This window comes from Geodermatophilus sp. SYSU D01176 (assembly GCF_054050015.1).
In genome coordinates this window covers 1-16,606 of sequence record NZ_JBJGYN010000006.1, presented here as the reverse complement: position 1 = coordinate 16,606, position 16,606 = coordinate 1, and the positions used below count along the sequence as shown (strand labels likewise).

Sequence of the window (16,606 nt, the reverse complement as noted above, 5' to 3'; positions counted from 1 at the left end):
CGACCCACGGCAGCGTGTGCGTCCTGGCGGCGGCCGTGCTGTGGGGCACGACGGGCACCGCGGCGGCGCTGGCTCCCCGTGTCGGGTCGCTGGCGGTCGGGGCGGCGGCGATGGGCGTCGGCGGCCTGCTGCAGGCGGCGACCGCGCTCGGCGTGGTGCGTGCCCACCGCGCGGGTCTGGTCGCCCAGTGGCGGACGCTGGCGGTGTCCGCCGTCGCGGTGGCGGTGTACCCGCTGGCCTTCTACACCTCGATGCGCCTGGCCGGGGTCGCGGTCGGTACGGTCGTGTCCATCGGCTCGGCGCCGATGGCGGCCGCCCTGATCGAGCGCGTCGTCGACCGCCGGCCGCTGTCCCGCCGCTGGGCGCTCGGCGCCACTGCCGGCGTGGTCGGCGTGCTGGCACTGGCCGTCGCCCGCGCCGGCGAGGAGGCGGCGACCGGCGGTCCCGGTGCGCGGCCCGTGCTGGGCATCGCCCTGGGGTTGGTGGCCGGCCTGACCTACGCCGTCTACTCCTGGGGCGCCGGGCGGGTGATGCGCCGCGGACTGCCCACCCGCCCGGTCATGGGCGTCGTCTTCGGGGCCGGCGGCGTGCTGCTGCTGCCGGTGCTGCTGCTCACCGGCGCGCCCATCGTCGCGTCCTGGTCCAATGTCGCGGCCGTGGCCTACCTCGCCCTCGTGCCGATGTTCCTCGGCTACGTGCTGTTCGGCCGGGGTCTGGCCGCCGTCCCCGCGAGCACCGCCACCTCGCTCTCCCTGCTCGAGCCCGCCGTCGCCGCGGTCATCGCCGTCCTCGTCCTGCACGAACGGCTGCCGGCCCTGGGGTGGGCCGGCATGGCGGTCCTGCTCGCCAGCCTGGTGGTGCTGACCGCCGTCCCGGGCCGGCAGCGCCCGGACCCGGCGCGCATCCCGTCCCCGTCGCCCCCACGCGCGGTCGAGCCCGTCCCGTAGGCCTCGCGTCGGGACGTCGGCGCGGCCGGTCAGCCGGACGCGGCGAGGACCGCCTCCGCGACGACGAGGTCCTGCCAGGACATCCCGACGCTCTTGAACACCAGCGGCCGGCCGGCCGGCGGTTCGGTCCCGCCGGTCATGACGTCGCGCATCGGCACGAGGTCGGCGGCGGTCAGCGCGCCGTCGGCGATCGCCAGCACCACGTCCCCGGCCTCGCGCAGCGCGGTGGCGACGTCCTCGACCACCACGGTGGCCCGGCCCAGCAGCGCCGCGTCCAGTTCGCGGGCGTCGGGCTCGTGCGAGCCGACCGCGACGACGACGGCGTCGTCGCGCAGCAGAGCCGAGTCGAACAGTGGCGCGCGGGCCGAGGTCGCGCAGACGACGACGTCCGCGGCGCAGAGCACCTCGTCGGCCCGCACGGTCCCGAGGGCGACTGCCGCGAGCGGCGTCCGGGACGGGTCCCGGACCAGGTGGGTGGCGCCGGCCAGCGGGCGGACGGCGGCCAGCGTGGCGACGTGCCCGACCGCCTGCGGTCCGGCGCCGACCACGGCCACGTGCAGCGGTCGCTCGGGCAGGGCCGGGAGGACGGCGGCGACCGAGACCGCCGGGGTGCGCAGCGTGGTCAGCGCCGCGCCGTCGAGCACCGCCCGCAGGGCCAGGGTCTCCCGGTCGAACAGCAGGTAGGCGGCCTGGATGCGGGGCAGGCCGCGGGCCGGGTTGTCCGGCGCGACGGTGACGACCTTCACCCCGGCCGCGGCCGGCGTCTCCGAGGGCATGAGCAGGAACTGCCCGTGGGAGAGGCCGACCGCCGCGCGGGGCGGGTCGGTGGCGGGGTCGAGCCCGCCGCGCAGTGCGTCGGTGATCGCCCGCACCGCGGCGACCGGGCCGAGCGCGGCGACGGCGTCCGCGTCGAGGACCCTCACCGCAGCACGAACCCGGGGACCAACGGGTCGTGCGGATCGACCGAGAACACGTGCTCGCCGGTGCGGTAGGCCATCCCGGTCACCCGCGGGAGCACCGCCCGGCGCCCGTGGACGTCCACGGTGTCCAGCACCGTGCCGGTGAAGGTGCTGCCGACGATGGAGTCGTGCGGCAGCACGGTGCCTGCCGGCAGCCGGCCCTCGTCGGCGAGCACGGCCAGGCGGGCGCAGGTGCCCGACCCGCACGGGGAGCGATCGACCTCGCCGTCGGTGTGGTAGTCGGTGGACGCGATCGTCGAGGGCAGCACTGCGGCACCCTGCCACATCGGGGGGCTCGCGGCTCTCGCGTCCCGGTCCGCAGGCGGTCGCGGACGCAGTCGGCGGAACGCTCCCCCTCGGAACGTGGACGGACGCCGCCGCGGCGCGCATCATTGGCAGTCGCCGGGTGTGAGTGCCAGCCCGGCCCGTCCGACGAGGAGTGCCCGCACCGTGCCCACGTACCAGTACGCCTGCACCAACCCCGACGGGAAGCACCAGTTCGAGGTGGTGCAGAGCTTCACCGACGCCCCGCTGAGCGAGTGCCCCGAGTGCAGCAGCGCGGTGCGCAAGGTCTACGGCTCGGTCGGCGTGGTCTTCAAGGGCTCGGGCTTCTACCGCACCGACAGCCGCTCCAAGGCGTCGTCGAGCGAGTCCGGCTCGTCGTCCAACGGCACGAAGGACGCGGCGCCCGCCGCCAGCAGCAGCTCGACCTCCTCGTCCTCCTCGAGCTCGTCGAGCGGCTCCAGCGCCTCCTCGGGCAGCAAGGCCGCCGCCGGCTGACCCCCGGTCCACAGGCGGGCGCGCTCTCCACAACCCGGCGTCCGCCGCCCCGCCACGGACCGCGGGCGGCCAGCGTGGATGCATGGTCCGTCTCCGCCGCCCGCGCCGGCCGCTGCACACGGCCCGGCAGGTGCTCGCCGCGCTGCTCGTCGTCACCGCGCTGGTCCTGGCGCTGCGCCCCGCGCCGGCGCCGGCCGGAGCCCCGGCCACGGTGCCGGTCGTCGTCGCCGCGGCAGACCTGGCACCGGGCGCCGTCCTCGCGACCGGCGATGTCGCCGTCGCCGCCTATCCGCCCGCCCTCCGCCCCGCCGGCGCGGTCGAGGACCCGGCCGCGCTCGTCGGGCAGGCATCTGGCCGGCGGCGTCCGGTCCGGCGAGCCGCTCACCGACGCCGCCCTCGTCGGCGCGGGACTGACCGCGCAGCTCACCGCCGGGCAGGTCGCCGCGCCGGTGCGCCCGGCCGACCTCGCGGTCAGCGCGCTGGTGCAGCCCGGCGACCGGGTCGACGTCCTGGCGACGCCGCCGGGCGCCGCGCGCGCCGAGGTGGTGGCCGCCGGGGCCCCGGTCCTGGCCACGCCCGGGCCGGACGACGACGGCCTGCTGCTGGTCGCCGTCGACGCCGACACCGCGGCCTGGCTGGCCGCCGCGGCCACCACCGCGACGCTGACGCTCAGCCTCCCGCCACGCTCGAGGCCGGGTGCCGGCCCGGTTCAGGCCCCGTTCGGAGGCTCGCCGTGAGCGTGCGGACGGTGAGGAGGACGGGCGGCCCTCCCACAGGGGCCCGCCGCGAGCGTGCGAGCGGTGGGGAGTAGGAGGGTCCTTCTTCAGTCGCTGCCCCAGTGCGGCGGGCGGTCCTCGAGGTAGCGGCGGTCGGTGGCCGAGTGCTCGTCGGGTCGCTCGCCCCAGCCGACGTCGCGGTCGTCGGGAGCCCGCTCCGCCGGCGCGGCCGGGGCCGGTCGCGGCGGCTCGGCCACGGGCCGGCCCAGCCCCTCGAGGACCTCCGCGCCCGGCAGGGCGGCCAGCGCGGCCCCGGCCACCGCGAGCTTGCTGCCCCGGGTGCCCGACCCGATCACCACCAGTTCGGCGGCCGCGACGGCCGGGTCCACGAGCACCGGCCAGGACGGCGGCAGCCCGATCGGCGTGATGCCCCCGTACTCCATGCCGCTCTCCGCGACGGCGACGTCCTGCGGCGCGAAGGAGACCTTGCGGGCGCCGAGGTGGCGCCGCACCAGGCCGTTGACGTCCGCGCGGGTGCTCGCCGGGACCAGGCACGCGGCCAGCTCGGTCTGCCCGGCGCGGCGGGCGGCGACGACCACGCAGTTGGCCGAGACCTCCGGCGGCACCCCGTAGGCCTCGGTGAAGGCGGCGGTGTCGGCCAGGTCGGCGTTGATCTCGGCGACCCACGCCGGGGCGTGCAGCGCGCCCAGCGCCGCGACCACCGGGGCGGCGAGCAGCTCTGGCCGCTCGGTGGCGGAGGTCCAGGTCAGCGATCCGAGCCGGGGGGCGGTCGAGGAGTCCACGCCGACGATCCTGCCCCGCCGGCCGGATCGTCGCGGCGGGCGGCCGGATCCCCGCTGGTCGGGTCCTCCCCCGCCCCGCAGGATGGGCCCATGATCGGCCAGCTGCACTCCGTCGTCATCGACGCGCCGGACGCGTACGCGCTCGCGACCTTCTACGCCGACCTGCTGGGGATGGAGGTCAGCAAGGGCTCCCCGGGCGACGACTGGGTCGTCGTCACCGGTCAGGGGTACCGGCTGGCCTTCCAGCAGGCGCCGGACCTGCGCCCGCCGGACTGGCCCGACCCGGAGCGTCCTCAGCAGTTCCACCTCGACGTCCGGGTGGCCAACGTCGAGGAGGCCGAGCCGAAGGTGCTCGCACTCGGCGCCCGCAAGCTGCCCGGAGGCGGCGGCGACTTCCGCGTCTACGCCGACCCGGTGGGACACCCCTTCTGCCTGGTGTGGGACGCCGCATGAGCGCCGACATCCCCGCGGTCGACCTGGCGTCGGGCAGCCCGTTCGTCGCCGCCACCGCGTTCGAGGTCGGGGAGGTCAGCGGCACCCGCGTGACCGGGACGGTCCAGGTCGGGCCCGAGCAGCACACCCCCTGGGGCGTCGTCCACGGCGGGCTCTACTGCGCCGTCGTCGAGTCCGCGGCCAGCATCGGGGCCAGCGTGGCGGTGGCCGACTCCGGGCAGTTCGCCGTCGGCGTGAACAACAACACCGACTTCATCCGCTCGATGACCGAGGGGCGGCTCGACGTCGTCGCCGAGCCGGTGCAGCAGGGGCGCACGCAGCAGCTCTGGCAGGTGCTGCTCACCCGGGCCGACGACGGCAAGCTCGTCGCGCGCGGCCAGGTGCGGCTGCAGAACGTGCGTAGACCCGGCGCATGATCCCCTCCGCCCGGGCGGCGCGGGCCCTGCTCGCCGCCCGGGCGGAGGCGGCGCAGCACGGGGTCCGCTGCGAGGAGGCGCGGGTGCTGCGGGACGGCGTCAACGTCGTCGTCCACCTGGCGCCGCCGCCGGTCGTCGCGCGGGTGGCGACGCTGACCCCGCTCCTGCGGCCCGCGCCGCTGCGCTCGTTCGCCTGCGAGGTCGCCGTCGCCGGGGCCCTCGCGGCGGCGGGCGCCGGCGGCGTCCCGCCCCGTGACGTGCTCCCATCGGGGCCGCACCGGTACGCCGGAGAAAGGACCCCCTGCCCCCCACCGCTCCCACGCTCGCGGCGGGACCCTGCAGGGGAGCCGCGGCTGGCCCTCCGACGCCGAGCTGGCGCCGTGGCTGGAGCTGCGCCGGCTGCACGCGCAGGCGTGGTCGACCGTCGTCGCGACAGGCCTGCGGGGTCCCGGGCCTGCGAGCGGTGGGGCGGACGAGGTCCTCCTTCAGGCCAGCGGGAGCGCCGGCTCGCGGTAGGTCGTGCCGGCCAGCGCCGGCGGCAGGACGCCGGGGTCGAGGACGACGGAGAACAGCGCGCGGGGGTCTTGCAACGTGGCCGGCGGGCGGGCTGCGGCGCGCGGGACGACGCGGTCCCAGCGGGCGGGACGCCGGTGCGGCAGCAGCTCGCGACCGTCGAACAGGTAGTCCCCGACCACCTCCCCGACCAGCAGCCCGGCGCCGTGCTCGATCGGCAGCGCGACCGGGTCGCCGGGGCGGACCTCGTCGAGGAAGGTCGAGAGCTGGCGCAGGTCCTTGGCCGGGCGACGTCCGGAGATCTCCTTGGACAGCGCCCGCAGCTCGGCCGGGGACAGCCCGGTGGCGTCGACGTCGATGCCCGACTGGGTGCCCAGCCCCACCATGCCGGCGGCCAGGCAGGCGCCGAGCTCGCCGTGCGCGCGGGGGCGCACGACCCACACCCGGGTGCCCTCAGGCTCCGGCGCCGGTGGGAGGTCGTCGGACTCGGGCCAGACGTAGGGCAGGTCCTCGGGCTCGGCGCCGAAGAGCGGGCCGAACAGCGGCCGGTAGAAGTCCGGCTCCTTGGCCAGCAGGTTCGACCGGTGCGACAGGTGCAGCGCCTCGTCCCCCACCCAGGAGGGCAGCATGCCGGCGCGGGACAGCTCCTCCTGCGGGACACCGACGACGTCCGGGGCGAACTCGGCGATCAGCGTGTGCGTCGTGTCGGCGAACCCGCGCTCGCGCCAGACCCGGACCATGGCCAGCCCGTAGGCCACCAGCGCGGGTGTGCGACCGCGCCACATGCGGACCACGGGGTGCGAGGTCCAGCCGTAGTCGGGCAGCTCGAGTGCCCGCAGCACCTGGAGGGTCTCGACCCGCTGCTTGCCCAGACGGGGCGAGTCCAGGAGCCGGGCGCTCTCCTCGAAGTCGGCCACGGGCAGGAAGGTCTGCATCGCCACTCCTCCTTCCCGGGCCGGCGCGCGGTCAACCGCCCGCGGCATCCAGGGCCTCGAGGGCGGCCTCCCAGCGAGCGCCGCGGGCGGCGTCGTCCTGCTCCCACCAGGCGGTGCCCCGCTCCCCCAGCCCGGTCTTGGCCAGCTGCACCCGGGCGCGGGCGGCGGCTCGCGCGGCGTCGTCCCCGGCGGTCCGGACGGCCGAGCGCGCGACGCCGAGGTGGTGCAGCAGCCGGGCGCGGACGTCGTCGGGCAGCGCGGGGTCGGCCGCCCGCCAGACGGCCTCCCTGCAGGGTCCCGGCGCGAGCTCGCGAGCGCTGGGGGGGCAGGGAGGTCCCTTCTCACGCAGCGAGGCGGCGGACGAGGTCGGGCAGCACCGTGCCGAGCGGGGCGTCCACCCGGACGTCGACCTTCGCGTCGCCGCGGGTCGGGCCGAGGTTGACCAGCCCGACCGGGATGCCGAGCTTCTCCGCGCGCAGCACGAACCGGTAGCCGCTCATCACGGTCAAGGACGAGCCCAGCACCAGCAGGGAGCCGGCCTGCTCGACCAGCGCGAAGCAGGCGTCCACGCGGTCGCGCGGCACCGTCTCGCCGAAGAAGACGACGTCGGGCTTGAGCGGACCGCGCCCGCAGGCGAGGCACTCGACCATGACGAACCCGTCGAGCAGCTCGTCGGGCAGCTCGGCGTCGCCGTCGGGGTTGACCTCGTCGACGTGCGGCCCGAAGTGCGGGTTGACCGCGTGCAGCCGCTCGTGGAGCTCGCCGCGGTCGGCGACGTCCCCGCAGGCCAGGCAGATGGTGCGGTCCAGCCCGCCGTGCAGCTCGACCACGTCCCGCGCACCGGCGGCCTGGTGCAGCCCGTCGACGTTCTGCGTGACCACCCCGGCCACCAGACCGGCCCGCTGCAGGTCGGCGACCGCGGCGTGCCCGGCGTTGGGGCGGGCCTCGCGGATCTGCGGCCAGCCGACGAAGCTGCGGGCCCAGTAGCGGTGCCGGCCGCGCGGGTCGCGCAGGAACGTCTGGTACGTCATCGGCGTGTGCCGGCGCAGGGACCCGGTCGCCCCGCGGTAGTCGGGGATGCCGGAGTCGGTGGACAGGCCGGCACCGGAGAGCACGACGACGTCGCCGTCCCGGACGAGCCCGGCGAGGGCCTCGAGGCCGCCGGGGGCTGCGGCGGCCGGGTCGACGTCGGTGGGGACAGCGGTCACGCCGCCATGGTCCCCCTCGACGTCGACCCGTGCCGCGACCTCAGGAGGCGGCGACCTCGCGGTCCAGCCGGCCCAGCAGCTCCTCGTACACGCGGCGCAGGCCCTTGGGCGCGAAGGTGCGCTCGAAGAAGCCGCCGATGCCGCCGGCACCGTTCCAGGTGGTGCGCACCCGGACGGTGGTCAGCCCGGCGTCGGCCGGGTGCAGCGTCCACGTGGTCACCATCGACGAGCGGGTGTCGGTCTCCACGAGGGTGTCGGGGTCGGGCTGGCCGACCTCGACCAGCTGGTCGCGCACCCGCTTGGAGGTCGCGGCGAAGCGCCAGGCGACGCGGGTGCCCGCGCCCTGGCCGCCGGACTCGACCCGGTAGCCGCTGAACTGCTCCGGGAGCACACGCGGGCGCGTCCCCTCGTAGTCGGCGAGAGCGGACCGCACCCGGTCCACCGGCGCCCGAACGACCCGTTCCGCGGTGGCGACGACCTGACCCATGACCCCCATCCTGCCGCCGTCACCAGCGCGGCCGCCGTCAGGGCCGCCAGATGCCGCACGGCTGGGACGAGCGCGGGGGGGCCCACCCCGGCGCACGGCGGCCGCTCCGCGGGCCAGGCCGGCTCGCCGTCCTCGTCGACCGCCAGCAGGTCCTCGCGCAGCATCCAGCCGTTCAGGAACACCTCGCAGTCGCAGAAGCCGCCGCGGGCCTGCAGCCGGCGCTCCAGCCCCGTCGCGCGCGGCAGCCGCAGGTCCCGCCAGCGCCGCGCCCAGCGCAGCGTGCAGTCGCAGCCGAAGGTGGCGAGCATGCGCTCGACGTAGCAGAGCACGCACTCGGCCGGCTCGGGCGCGGTCAGCGCCGCCGACAGGTCGCTGAGGTGCTGCTGGAGCTCGTCGGGTGTCCTGATCTCCACGGGGGCCTCCTCGATCGGTGGGAGGCCAGGCTCGGGAGCGAGGACGACGGTCCGCGCACCGCCGTCCACAGCGATCTGCGCCGTCCACATCCGGCGCCTACTACTGGACGGCGGGCGTGGCGAAACTCACGGTCGCCGCGCCCTAACGTGGGGTACCACGGATGGGTGACCCGCCCCCTCTCCCTCACCCGCACCGGCTCCGGCGAGCCGCTCCTGCTGCTGCACGGCATGGGCAGCTCGCGGCGCGACTTCACCGCCGTCGCCGACCTGCTCGCCCAGCACTTCGACGTCCTCAACGTCGACCTGCCGGGCGTGGGGCGGTCCCCGGTGCTGGAGCGGCGGCCCAGGGTCGCCGCCCTCACCGATGCGGTCGAGCGGACCCTCGATGCGGCGGGCGTCGGCGCGGTGCACGTGCTCGGCAACTCCCTCGGCGCCCGCGTCGCGCTGGAGCTGGCCGTCCGGGGCCGCGCCCGGTCGGTGGTGGCCATCGCGCCGTCGGGGCTCAACCTGCCCCCGGAGCGGGTCTTCCAGGGCGCCGGCATGGGCCTGGCCCGAGTCGTCACGCGGACGGCGGCACCGCTGATCGAGCCGCTGTCCCGCTCGGCGGTGGGTCGCACGACCCTGCTCGCGCCGCTCAAGGCCCGGGCGTGGTCGACCTCGCCCGAGGAGGCCATCGGCGCGCGCGAAGGCTTCGCCGACTCCCGCGACTTCTGGCGCACCCTGCTGTGGGGGCTCCTGCTCGACGTCCCGCGGGGTCTGGACCGCGTCGACTGCCCGGTCACCCTCGTCCAGGGCGTGGCCGACTGGGTCGCGTCGGGGCAGACGGTGCGCTACCTGCCGCTGGTCCCCGGGTCCCGCTTCGTCCCGCTGCTGCGGGCCGGGCACGCGCCGCAGTCCGACCGGCCCCGGACGGTCGTGCGGCTGGTCGAGGCTGCCGCCCGCCGAGCCGGTCAGCCGGCGGACTCCTCCGCGTTCAGGTACGAGCACCGGAACCGCGCGCCGGACATCGCCTCGGTGAAGCGGGTCTCCCAGGCCGGGTCGGTCGCCGGGAAGGTGGCGAACACCCGTTCCTCGAGGACAGCGGGCAGCCCGTCGAGCCCGGTGTAGGAACGTCGCAGGAGCACGCGGGTCTCGCCGTCCACCTCGTCGTGCGCCGGGTCCCAGCGCGCGCGGGCGACCGCGTCGGCAAGCTCGGCACGACGGCGCGCGGGCAGCCGGACCGGTCCGGGGCCGGCAGGCGCGGCCGGCCGGGTCGACCACACGCCCAGTCCGTACAGCAACAGGCCGGCGAGCAGCAGCAGGACCACCAGCTCGGCCAGCAGGACCACCATGGAATGACGGTAGTTCCCCGGGGGCGCCGTGGGCAGGCGCCCGGCACCGGCCAGCTAACCTCGTCCGGTACGCCCCGGTCGGCCGAGCGCCGACGAGCCCCCGTAGCTCAGGGGATAGAGCATCGGTTTCCTAAACCGTGTGTCGCAGGTTCGAATCCTGCCGGGGGCACTGGCGTACCTGTAGGTCAGCGCCTCGTCCGGCGTCTTGTTCGAGGCGCCGGACGGCGAACACCGTGAATGAGCCAGTAGACCAAGATCGCCGGGCGCATCCCCGGCAGGTGACCAGCGTGGCGGAGTCGGCCCGAGGAGAACGTTCGCGGGAAGCGAGGGCCGGTGATCCTGGACCGAGGCTCCCCTCAGCGCAACACTGTCTTGTTGAGTACGCGCCGCCCCAGCAGGTGGGCACGCCAGAGCGAACGACGCGCGCAAGCCCTCGAGGCACAACCCGGTCCTGGAGAACGTGCGCCCTGAGATAGGGCCTCGCACTGGGAGGAGCGATGGCTTGGTCTGTCAGTGGACAGTGGTGGGAGCACTGCAGTTGCAAGATGTGGTGCCCGTGCTGGCTCGGCCCAGCAGAACCCGACCAGGGATGGTGTTCGGGAGTCCTGTTCTTCGACGTCCGACAAGGACAGTCTGACGGCGTAGACCTCCGCGGCGGGAAGGTCGTCTTTCGGGCCGACTGGCCTGCAGACTTCTTCAGCGGTAACGGAATCGCCCGTTTGTACCTCGATGAGTCGGCGAGCCAGGAACAACGGACCGAACTCGAGGGGATATTCTCGGGCAGGCGGGGCGGACATCTCGCGGCCGTCTGGCAGGGGACGATCTCGGAGTGGCTTCCCTCGGAGGTCACCAGGATCGAATTGCACGAGGGTGAGTCTCCGTCGATGCGCATCGGGGATGTCGGTCACGTGCAGTACCAGGCGCCGCTGCAGGACCCGACGGGCAGGGCAACGGCAGTGCAGGATGCCGCGGCCGCCACGGCGTTCGCACTCGGAACCGTCAGCCTGACCCGAAGTGACGGCAGCAGCTGGTCGGGAGCGGACATGCGGGAATGGGAGAGCGGCGGCTCCGGCACGTCGGGCACCTTCGACTGGAGCTCCTGAGCTGCTGGGCGCCACTCGAACCCGCGGCTTGCTCGGCTCCCCCCAGTCGATGCGAGCCGTCGTCGCACCGACAGCGGGAGTCGGCTCGGCGACCGTCCTCCGGTGCGAGTCGAGCCGGGCGCCGATCACGAGCGAGGGGATCACGCCGGGCGGCTGTCCCTCTGGGTGTTCGACCGTGGTCGCCGAGCCGACTCCCTGATCGGGCTGCCACCGACCAGCAAGGCCGTCGTCTCCCAGTCGGCGCATCACCTGTGAGGTGGATCGGCGAGGAAGAGGAGATCGATGCAGGCCAAGGAAAGCGCACCAGGCTCTCGAGGCGCGAAGTCGCCGGCCTCCTCCCGTGTCCTCGGAATCCGTGGTCTACCGCTGCGGTACGTCATTGCTCCGTGGACAGCACTGTTGCTTTCGGCCGCTCTGGCCTGGGTGGTGACAGTACGACAGGCGAGCGGTATGGATCTTGCCGCAGGGAGGATCCACACGCAGCTGCCGCTGTTCCTCGCGATGTGGGTCACCATGATGGCGGCGATGATGTTCCCGTCAGTGGCACCCACGGCCATCTTGTGGGCGCGATCGATCACCCGAGGGTCCACCGGCACGGTCCGGGCCTGGCGCATCACGTCATTTCTCTCGGGTTATCTGATCGCCTGGGCGGGCTTCGGGGTGGTCGCTTTCGCGGCCCTGAGAGGTGCGCGTCTCGTCGACGTGTCGCCGCAGCAGGCGAGCTTTCTCGGCTCTGCCATCTTTGTCGTGGCCGGGCTGTATCAGCTGACTCCCCTGAAGGACGTCTGCCTCCGGCACTGTCGATCCCCCCTCGCCCAACTGATGCACTACGGCAGCTTTACAGGGGTGGGTCGGGACCTGCGGGTCGGCGTCCATCATGGCGCCTACTGCGTGGGCTGCTGCTGGGCGTTTATGCTCGTACTCGTCGCCGTTGGTGTCATGAACATCGCCGCCATGGCGACACTCGCCGCTGTCATCTTCCTGGAGAAACTGTCTCGGCATGGGCCTTCAGTCGCGAGAGCGGTCGCTGTGGGGTTCATCGCGCTCGCCGCTGCTGCCCCGTTCCACCCCTGGCTGTTTCCTGGCCTGAATGACAGCGGAGGTATGTCGGGAATGGAGTGACGCACCTCCCGGTGCTACCACTCGTTCGAGTCTGACGCGCCGGCCGGGTGCCGGAGCCCGCTCGTACATGCAGACACGCGGCGGTCCGACCACGATCACCATCGGCGTCCTCCGTGGTCACGGGCAAGGTCGGGCTGCGGTTGCCTCGTCGGCCGGAGGTCCATCCAAAGGGACGCACAGCGCCCCTCCGGCGGGCGCGCTGCAGCCGGAAGTGCTCATCACGGTTGAGGAGCGGTCCTCCTCCCGACTCCCCGCGCTGTTCGAGCGCTCCGGGCCCACGGGAGCCGGCCGGGGCACATCTGGTCAGCACCTGGTCAGCAGGACATCCGTTCAGCGTCGTCGACAGCACCCCCCCCGGTCCGACACGACTTCGCGCAGGTCACGGGCCCTCGGTACAGCTTCTCGGCCGTGCGTCGGCGGACCTGTCCGGGGCCCTCCGGGGACCGACCGTGGATCGCGACAGCAGCCGACCCGCTCCGGCGCTCAGTGGTGGTACCGGTGAACCACGGCGTGACCCCGGCCGCGGCCGATCAGGTAGCGGTTCACCGGCACGGTCACGACGAACGCGACGGCCAGCGCGACGGCCAACGAGCCCCAGAACAGCGGCGAGGTGAGGCCGGCGTCCATCGCTCCGGGGATGAGCAGCATGATGGCGTTGTCCACGATCTCCATGACCGTGATGGACAGGGTGTCGGCGGCGAAGGCCACCCCGATCGCCGCGCCGAGGGCCAGCCCCGAGCGCAGCACCGGCGCGATCGTCAGCGAGTAGCCGAACACGAACGCCAGGGCGACCGCCAGCGCGATCGTGGCGGTGTCCGACCAGCCGAGCGCGGTGCCGATGACCATGCCCAGGACCTCACCGATCGCGCAGCCGGTGAGGCAGTGCAGGGTCGCGCTGAGCGCCAGCCGGTTCAGTTCCCGCCGCCCCTCCGGGCTGTCGGCCGCCATGCCGTGCCGCTGGGCGGTGCCGGCCCCGTGGCCGTGGTGCTCGTTCGTTCCGGTCATGATTTCCTCCGTACGTCCGTGTCCGTCGATGCCTCTGACGTCTCTGGGCTGCACCCGCGCTCACCGGGCCGGGGCCGGCTGGGTGTGTAGCGCGGTGCGCCGCGTGGCGCGGCGGACGGCCGCGAGGGTGAGCGCCACCGCGGCGAGGGTCAGCGGCCAGCCCAGCAGCAGCTTGCCCACCGCGAGCAGCCCGGGCAGGTCCTCCCGGTACAGGAACGCCTGCACGCCGGCGCGGACGGCGAACACCGCCGACCAGCCGAATGTGGCCAGCACGAACAGCCGGCGCAGGCGCGGATCGTCGCGCCAGGCACGCTCGCCGTAGAGCAGGCCGTAGATCGTGCCGACCAGCGGGTACCCGAGGAGCGCGGAGCCGGCGAACACGGCGCCGTAGGCGGCGTCGACGAGGATGCCGGGCAGGAAGAACCCGCGCGCCTCACCGGAGGTGGCGGCGAAGACGACCGCGACCGTGAGCCCGGCCAGCCCGCCGAGTGCCTGCCGCAGCGGCTCCCGACGGACGAGCCGCAGGACGACGATGGCCAGGCCGACCGCCGCCGCGGCGGTGATCGCCGCGGGCAGGGCGGCCGACCGGGCGGTCTGCGCGCCCGCGACGGCGTGGACGGCGACGAAGACCAGCGGGGGCAGGCCGCCGTCGAGCAGGCCCCGCCTGCCGCCGATCGCCTCGATGAGGGGTCGCCGGCCCGTGGGTGCGGCGGGCCCGCCGTCGGCGACCGCGCGGTCGTGGGACCCGCGCACCGGAGCGGTGTCGAGATCGGTTGCGGGAAGGGTCATCGGGGACTCCGGGGCTGGCTCGTGGCGCTGGTGTGGCGGACGTCCGTCAGGGTGCGGGGCGGGCCTGTCGCGGTGCTGTCCGGCCGCTGGCGTCGTGCGCATCAGCGGCCGGCGCGGGCCATCCGCTTGGGCCGGGCGGCGACCGCCGGCGCGAGCAGGCCGATGGCGCCCCGCATGACCCGCGGCACCAGCGGGATGTGCGCGTAGTCGATGCCGCCGTAGGGTGGCTGCGGGTCGTAGTCGATCGCGAGTTGCACCTGCCGGGCGGTGGCCTCGTCGGTCAGCCGGGCGACCAGGTGCAGCGCCATGTCGATGCCGGCCGACACGCCCGCGGACATCACCAGGTTGCCGTCCTCGACCCAGCGCTGCCGGTGGTAGGTGGCGCCCAGGTTCTCCAGGATCCCCGAGTAGAACCAGTTGGTCGTGGCGTCGCGGCCCTCCAGCAGGCCGACCGCGCCGAGGATCAGCGAGCCGGTGCACACCGAGGTGACCAGGTCGCCGGAGGTGGCCGCCGTGCGCACGTAGTCGCGGACCGCCGGGTCGCTCATGGCGCGGATGGTGGGCAGGGCACCGCCCGGGACCACCAGGATGTCCGGCTGCGGGACCTCGGCGAAGGTGGCGTCGGGAGCCACCGGCACGCCCACGTCGGTGGGGACCGGGTCGCGGGAGGCCCCGACGACCACGGTGCGGTACTGCGGTGCGAACCGCTGCAGCGCGGTGAGCACCTGCAGCGGACCGACCAGGTCCAGCACGGTCAGCCCCGGGTACAGGACGAAGGCGATGACCCGGTGCCCGCCGTTCCCGGCGCCGGCCGGGGTCGGGGCGGCGGGCTCCCGCAGCGTTCGGGCGAGCGCGCCGTCCCCCTCGCCGGGCCGCACCCGACCGAACGGCGGCTGCGGGTCGTACTCGGTGAACAGCTGCGCCAGCCGCGTACCGGAGATCTGCAGCCGGGTCCGCCGGGTGAGCAGGGCCATGTCGATGCCGGCGGTGCCGCCGGCGGCGGTGAGCAGCCGGCCGTCCTCGACCCAGCGGTCGGGGGCGTGGACCGCGCCGAGCTCCTCCAGCGGCTCGGCCCAGGCCCAGTGGCTCGCCGCTCGCCGGCCGTGCAGCAGATCCGCGGCGGCCAGCAGCAGCGCCCCGTTGCCGGTGGACCCGACCAGCTCGGCGCCGGCCGCGGCGGAGCGGACGTAGCCGGTCAGCGCCTCGTCCTCCGTCGCGGCCAGGGCGGCCGGGCCCCCACCGGGCACGATGACCGCCCACGGGTCGGGGACGTCGGCGAAGGTCGCGGCCGGGGTGAGCCGCAGCGGCGTGTCGGTGGGCAGCTGCTCGACCCGTTCGGCGACGACGACGGTGCGGTACGGCGTACGGGCCGTGTTCCGCAGCACGGTCAGCGGGCCGACCAGGTCCAGCGGGGTCACGCCGGGGTACACGGGGAACGCGAGGAGCTTCTCCTGCTCGGGCATGGCGGTCCCCTCCCGGGGCTCGATGGGTCAGTGCAGGACCGGGTCGGCGGTCGGCGGGGTCGGCGCGCCGGCCGCGGCGCGGTCGCGGTGTCGTGCGGCGGCACGGGCCACGTACGCGGCGTCGTCGGCGACGAAGCCCAGCAGCGCCGAGCCGCGGGTGTGCTGCCAGGACTGGCCGAGGACGTACAGCCCGGGCACCTCGGTGATGCCGCGGTCGTGGACGACCCGACCGGCGCGGAGCACGCCGGGGACGTCGATCCAGGAGTGGTCGGACCGGTAGCCGGTCGCCCAGACGACGACGCCGACCTCCCGGCTGCTGCCGTCGGCGAACCGCACGGTGCGGCCGGCGGCGTCGACGAGCCGCGGCCGGAACCGGACGCCGGCCCGCTGCAGGCTGCGCCGGTCGGTGCCGATGAGGAACTCGCCACGGGCCTGCATCCGGCGGCCGAGCCGGGATCCGGCGGTCACCCGCATCAGGCCCAGCCGGGTCAGCCACCAGAACAGGTCCCGCCCGAGCAGCCGCTGCGGCAGCGCCGGGTACGCCGAGCCGATCGACAGCTCCACGGGCCGGGTCCGTGCCAGCTCGGCGGCGATCTGGAAGCCGGAGTTGCCGCCGCCGACGACCAGTACCGGGCCGCCGGGCAGGGCCTCGGGATTGCGGTAGCCGCCGCTGTGCACCTGGGTCACCGAGCTGTCCAGCCCGGCGGCGAGCGGCGGGACGAACGGCGTCTGGAACGGCCCGGTGGCCACGATGACCTGCCGCGCGGACACCGTGCGCCCGGTGGTGTCGAGCCGGAAGCCTTCGGCGGTGCGGCGCAGCCGGGTGACCCGCGCGTCCACCTCGACGGGCAGGTCACAGACGGCGGCGTAGGTGCGCAGGTAGTCGGCGACGGCCTCCTTGCCGGGGTAGGTGCCGGCCGGCGCGGGGAAGGGCAGGCCGGGCAGCGCGTCGTGCTCGGCCGGGGTGAACAGCTGCAGGGAGTCCCACCGCGAGCGCCAGGAGTGCCCGAGCTCCCCCTCGGCCTCCAGGACCAGGGGGCGCAGCCCGAGCCGGCGCAGGTGCCAGGCGGGGGGGGGGGGGGGGGGGCGGGGGCCGCCCCCGCCGCCCCCCACCCCCGCCGCGCCCGGGCCCGCGCCCGCGGGGTGCCCGCGGCGACTGCCCG

Annotated in this window: 18 protein-coding genes, 1 tRNA gene and 1 pseudogene; 9 read left to right on the top strand and 11 right to left on the bottom strand. The window is 75.2% G+C overall.

Annotated features, from left to right (window positions below):
- Positions 1–14 precede the first annotated feature (14 nt).
- On the top strand, positions 15–947 hold the full coding sequence (locus ACI78Z_RS05445; protein ID WP_457035509.1) for a DMT family transporter: 933 nt from the start codon (positions 15–17) through the stop codon (positions 945–947).
- Between the two features lie 29 nt (positions 948–976).
- Here ACI78Z_RS05445 and ACI78Z_RS05440 read toward each other — a convergent pair whose 3' ends face one another.
- Together ACI78Z_RS05440 and ACI78Z_RS05435 are read right to left on the bottom strand one after the other, a co-directional pair.
- On the bottom strand, positions 977–1,870 hold the full coding sequence (locus tag ACI78Z_RS05440; RefSeq protein WP_457035508.1) for an ornithine cyclodeaminase family protein: 894 nt from the start codon (positions 1,868–1,870) through the stop codon (positions 977–979).
- Positions 1,867–2,175: a proline racemase family protein gene (locus tag ACI78Z_RS05435; protein ID WP_457035507.1), complete on the bottom strand. Its 309-nt coding sequence runs from the start codon at positions 2,173–2,175 to the stop codon at positions 1,867–1,869. Before ACI78Z_RS05435 ends, ACI78Z_RS05440 begins: the two co-directional genes overlap by 4 nt.
- Before the next feature lie 181 nt (positions 2,176–2,356).
- Between ACI78Z_RS05435 and ACI78Z_RS05430 the strand changes: the two genes are divergently transcribed.
- Together ACI78Z_RS05430 and ACI78Z_RS05425 are read left to right on the top strand one after the other, a co-directional pair.
- Positions 2,357–2,686, top strand: coding sequence for an FmdB family zinc ribbon protein (locus ACI78Z_RS05430; RefSeq protein ID WP_457035506.1), 330 nt, complete (start codon positions 2,357–2,359; stop codon positions 2,684–2,686).
- An 82-nt stretch (positions 2,687–2,768) separates the two neighbouring features.
- A complete protein-coding gene (locus tag ACI78Z_RS05425) occupies positions 2,769–3,497 on the top strand; it encodes an SAF domain-containing protein (RefSeq protein ID WP_457035505.1) in 729 nt (242 codons plus the stop codon).
- A gap of 12 nt (positions 3,498–3,509) precedes the next feature.
- Here the strand turns inward: ACI78Z_RS05425 and ACI78Z_RS05420 are convergent, their stop codons facing one another.
- Positions 3,510–4,205, bottom strand: a complete 696-nt coding sequence (locus tag ACI78Z_RS05420; protein WP_457035504.1) for a YbaK/EbsC family protein — start codon at positions 4,203–4,205, stop codon at positions 3,510–3,512.
- Between the two features lie 90 nt (positions 4,206–4,295).
- Between ACI78Z_RS05420 and ACI78Z_RS05415 the strand changes: the two genes are divergently transcribed.
- Together ACI78Z_RS05415 and ACI78Z_RS05410 are read left to right on the top strand one after the other, a co-directional pair.
- Positions 4,296–4,658, top strand: coding sequence for a VOC family protein (locus tag ACI78Z_RS05415; protein ID WP_457035503.1), 363 nt, complete (start codon positions 4,296–4,298; stop codon positions 4,656–4,658).
- On the top strand, positions 4,655–5,074 hold the full coding sequence (locus ACI78Z_RS05410; protein WP_457035502.1) for a PaaI family thioesterase: 420 nt from the start codon (positions 4,655–4,657) through the stop codon (positions 5,072–5,074). Before ACI78Z_RS05415 ends, ACI78Z_RS05410 begins: the two co-directional genes overlap by 4 nt.
- A 485-nt stretch (positions 5,075–5,559) precedes the next feature.
- On the opposite strand, the gene ACI78Z_RS05405 is transcribed toward ACI78Z_RS05410, so the two are convergent.
- From ACI78Z_RS05405 to ACI78Z_RS05390, 4 genes and pseudogenes are all read right to left on the bottom strand, one after another.
- Positions 5,560–6,522 (bottom strand): MSMEG_6728 family protein, encoded by a 963-nt coding sequence (locus ACI78Z_RS05405; RefSeq protein WP_457035501.1) that lies wholly within the window; start codon positions 6,520–6,522, stop codon positions 5,560–5,562.
- Positions 6,523–6,863: 341 nt separating this feature from the next.
- Entirely contained in the window at positions 6,864–7,730 is an 867-nt protein-coding gene (locus ACI78Z_RS05400) for an NAD-dependent protein deacetylase (protein ID WP_457035500.1), read from the bottom strand.
- A 40-nt stretch (positions 7,731–7,770) separates the two neighbouring features.
- The gene (locus tag ACI78Z_RS05395) at positions 7,771–8,217 is read right to left on the bottom strand and encodes an SRPBCC family protein (RefSeq protein ID WP_457035499.1); all 447 of its coding nucleotides are present in this window, start codon (positions 8,215–8,217) and stop codon (positions 7,771–7,773) included.
- 230 nt (positions 8,218–8,447) lie between these two features.
- A pseudogene (locus tag ACI78Z_RS05390) lies at positions 8,448–8,525 on the bottom strand (DUF2695 domain-containing protein); the annotation flags it as partial.
- 270 nt (positions 8,526–8,795) lie between these two features.
- Between ACI78Z_RS05390 and ACI78Z_RS05385 the strand changes: the two are divergent.
- The 4 genes from ACI78Z_RS05385 to ACI78Z_RS05370 all read left to right on the top strand — a co-directional run bounded on the left by ACI78Z_RS05385 (position 8,796) and on the right by ACI78Z_RS05370 (position 12,186).
- A complete protein-coding gene (locus ACI78Z_RS05385) occupies positions 8,796–9,737 on the top strand; it encodes an alpha/beta fold hydrolase (protein ID WP_457035498.1) in 942 nt (313 codons plus the stop codon).
- 320 nt (positions 9,738–10,057) lie between these two features.
- Positions 10,058–10,130 (top strand) — tRNA-Arg (locus tag ACI78Z_RS05380).
- Between the two features lie 328 nt (positions 10,131–10,458).
- The gene (locus ACI78Z_RS05375; protein ID WP_457035497.1) at positions 10,459–11,064 is read left to right on the top strand and encodes a DUF1326 domain-containing protein; all 606 of its coding nucleotides are present in this window, start codon (positions 10,459–10,461) and stop codon (positions 11,062–11,064) included.
- Positions 11,065–11,346: 282 nt separating this feature from the next.
- The gene (locus tag ACI78Z_RS05370) at positions 11,347–12,186 is read left to right on the top strand and encodes a DUF2182 domain-containing protein (protein ID WP_457035496.1); all 840 of its coding nucleotides are present in this window, start codon (positions 11,347–11,349) and stop codon (positions 12,184–12,186) included.
- 483 nt (positions 12,187–12,669) lie between these two features.
- Here ACI78Z_RS05370 and ACI78Z_RS05365 read toward each other — a convergent pair whose 3' ends face one another.
- From ACI78Z_RS05365 to ACI78Z_RS05350, 4 genes are all read right to left on the bottom strand, one after another.
- Positions 12,670–13,191: a DUF4396 domain-containing protein gene (locus tag ACI78Z_RS05365; RefSeq protein ID WP_457035495.1), complete on the bottom strand. Its 522-nt coding sequence runs from the start codon at positions 13,189–13,191 to the stop codon at positions 12,670–12,672.
- 60 nt (positions 13,192–13,251) lie between these two features.
- Positions 13,252–13,980: a DUF3159 domain-containing protein gene (locus tag ACI78Z_RS05360; protein WP_457035494.1), complete on the bottom strand. Its 729-nt coding sequence runs from the start codon at positions 13,978–13,980 to the stop codon at positions 13,252–13,254.
- Positions 13,981–14,081: 101 nt separating this feature from the next.
- Entirely contained in the window at positions 14,082–15,443 is a 1,362-nt protein-coding gene (locus ACI78Z_RS05355; protein ID WP_457035493.1) for a DJ-1/PfpI family protein, read from the bottom strand.
- Between the two features lie 27 nt (positions 15,444–15,470).
- The coding region (locus ACI78Z_RS05350) for a flavin-containing monooxygenase (RefSeq protein WP_457035492.1) at positions 15,471–16,606 on the bottom strand (1,136 nt) is incomplete at its 5' end.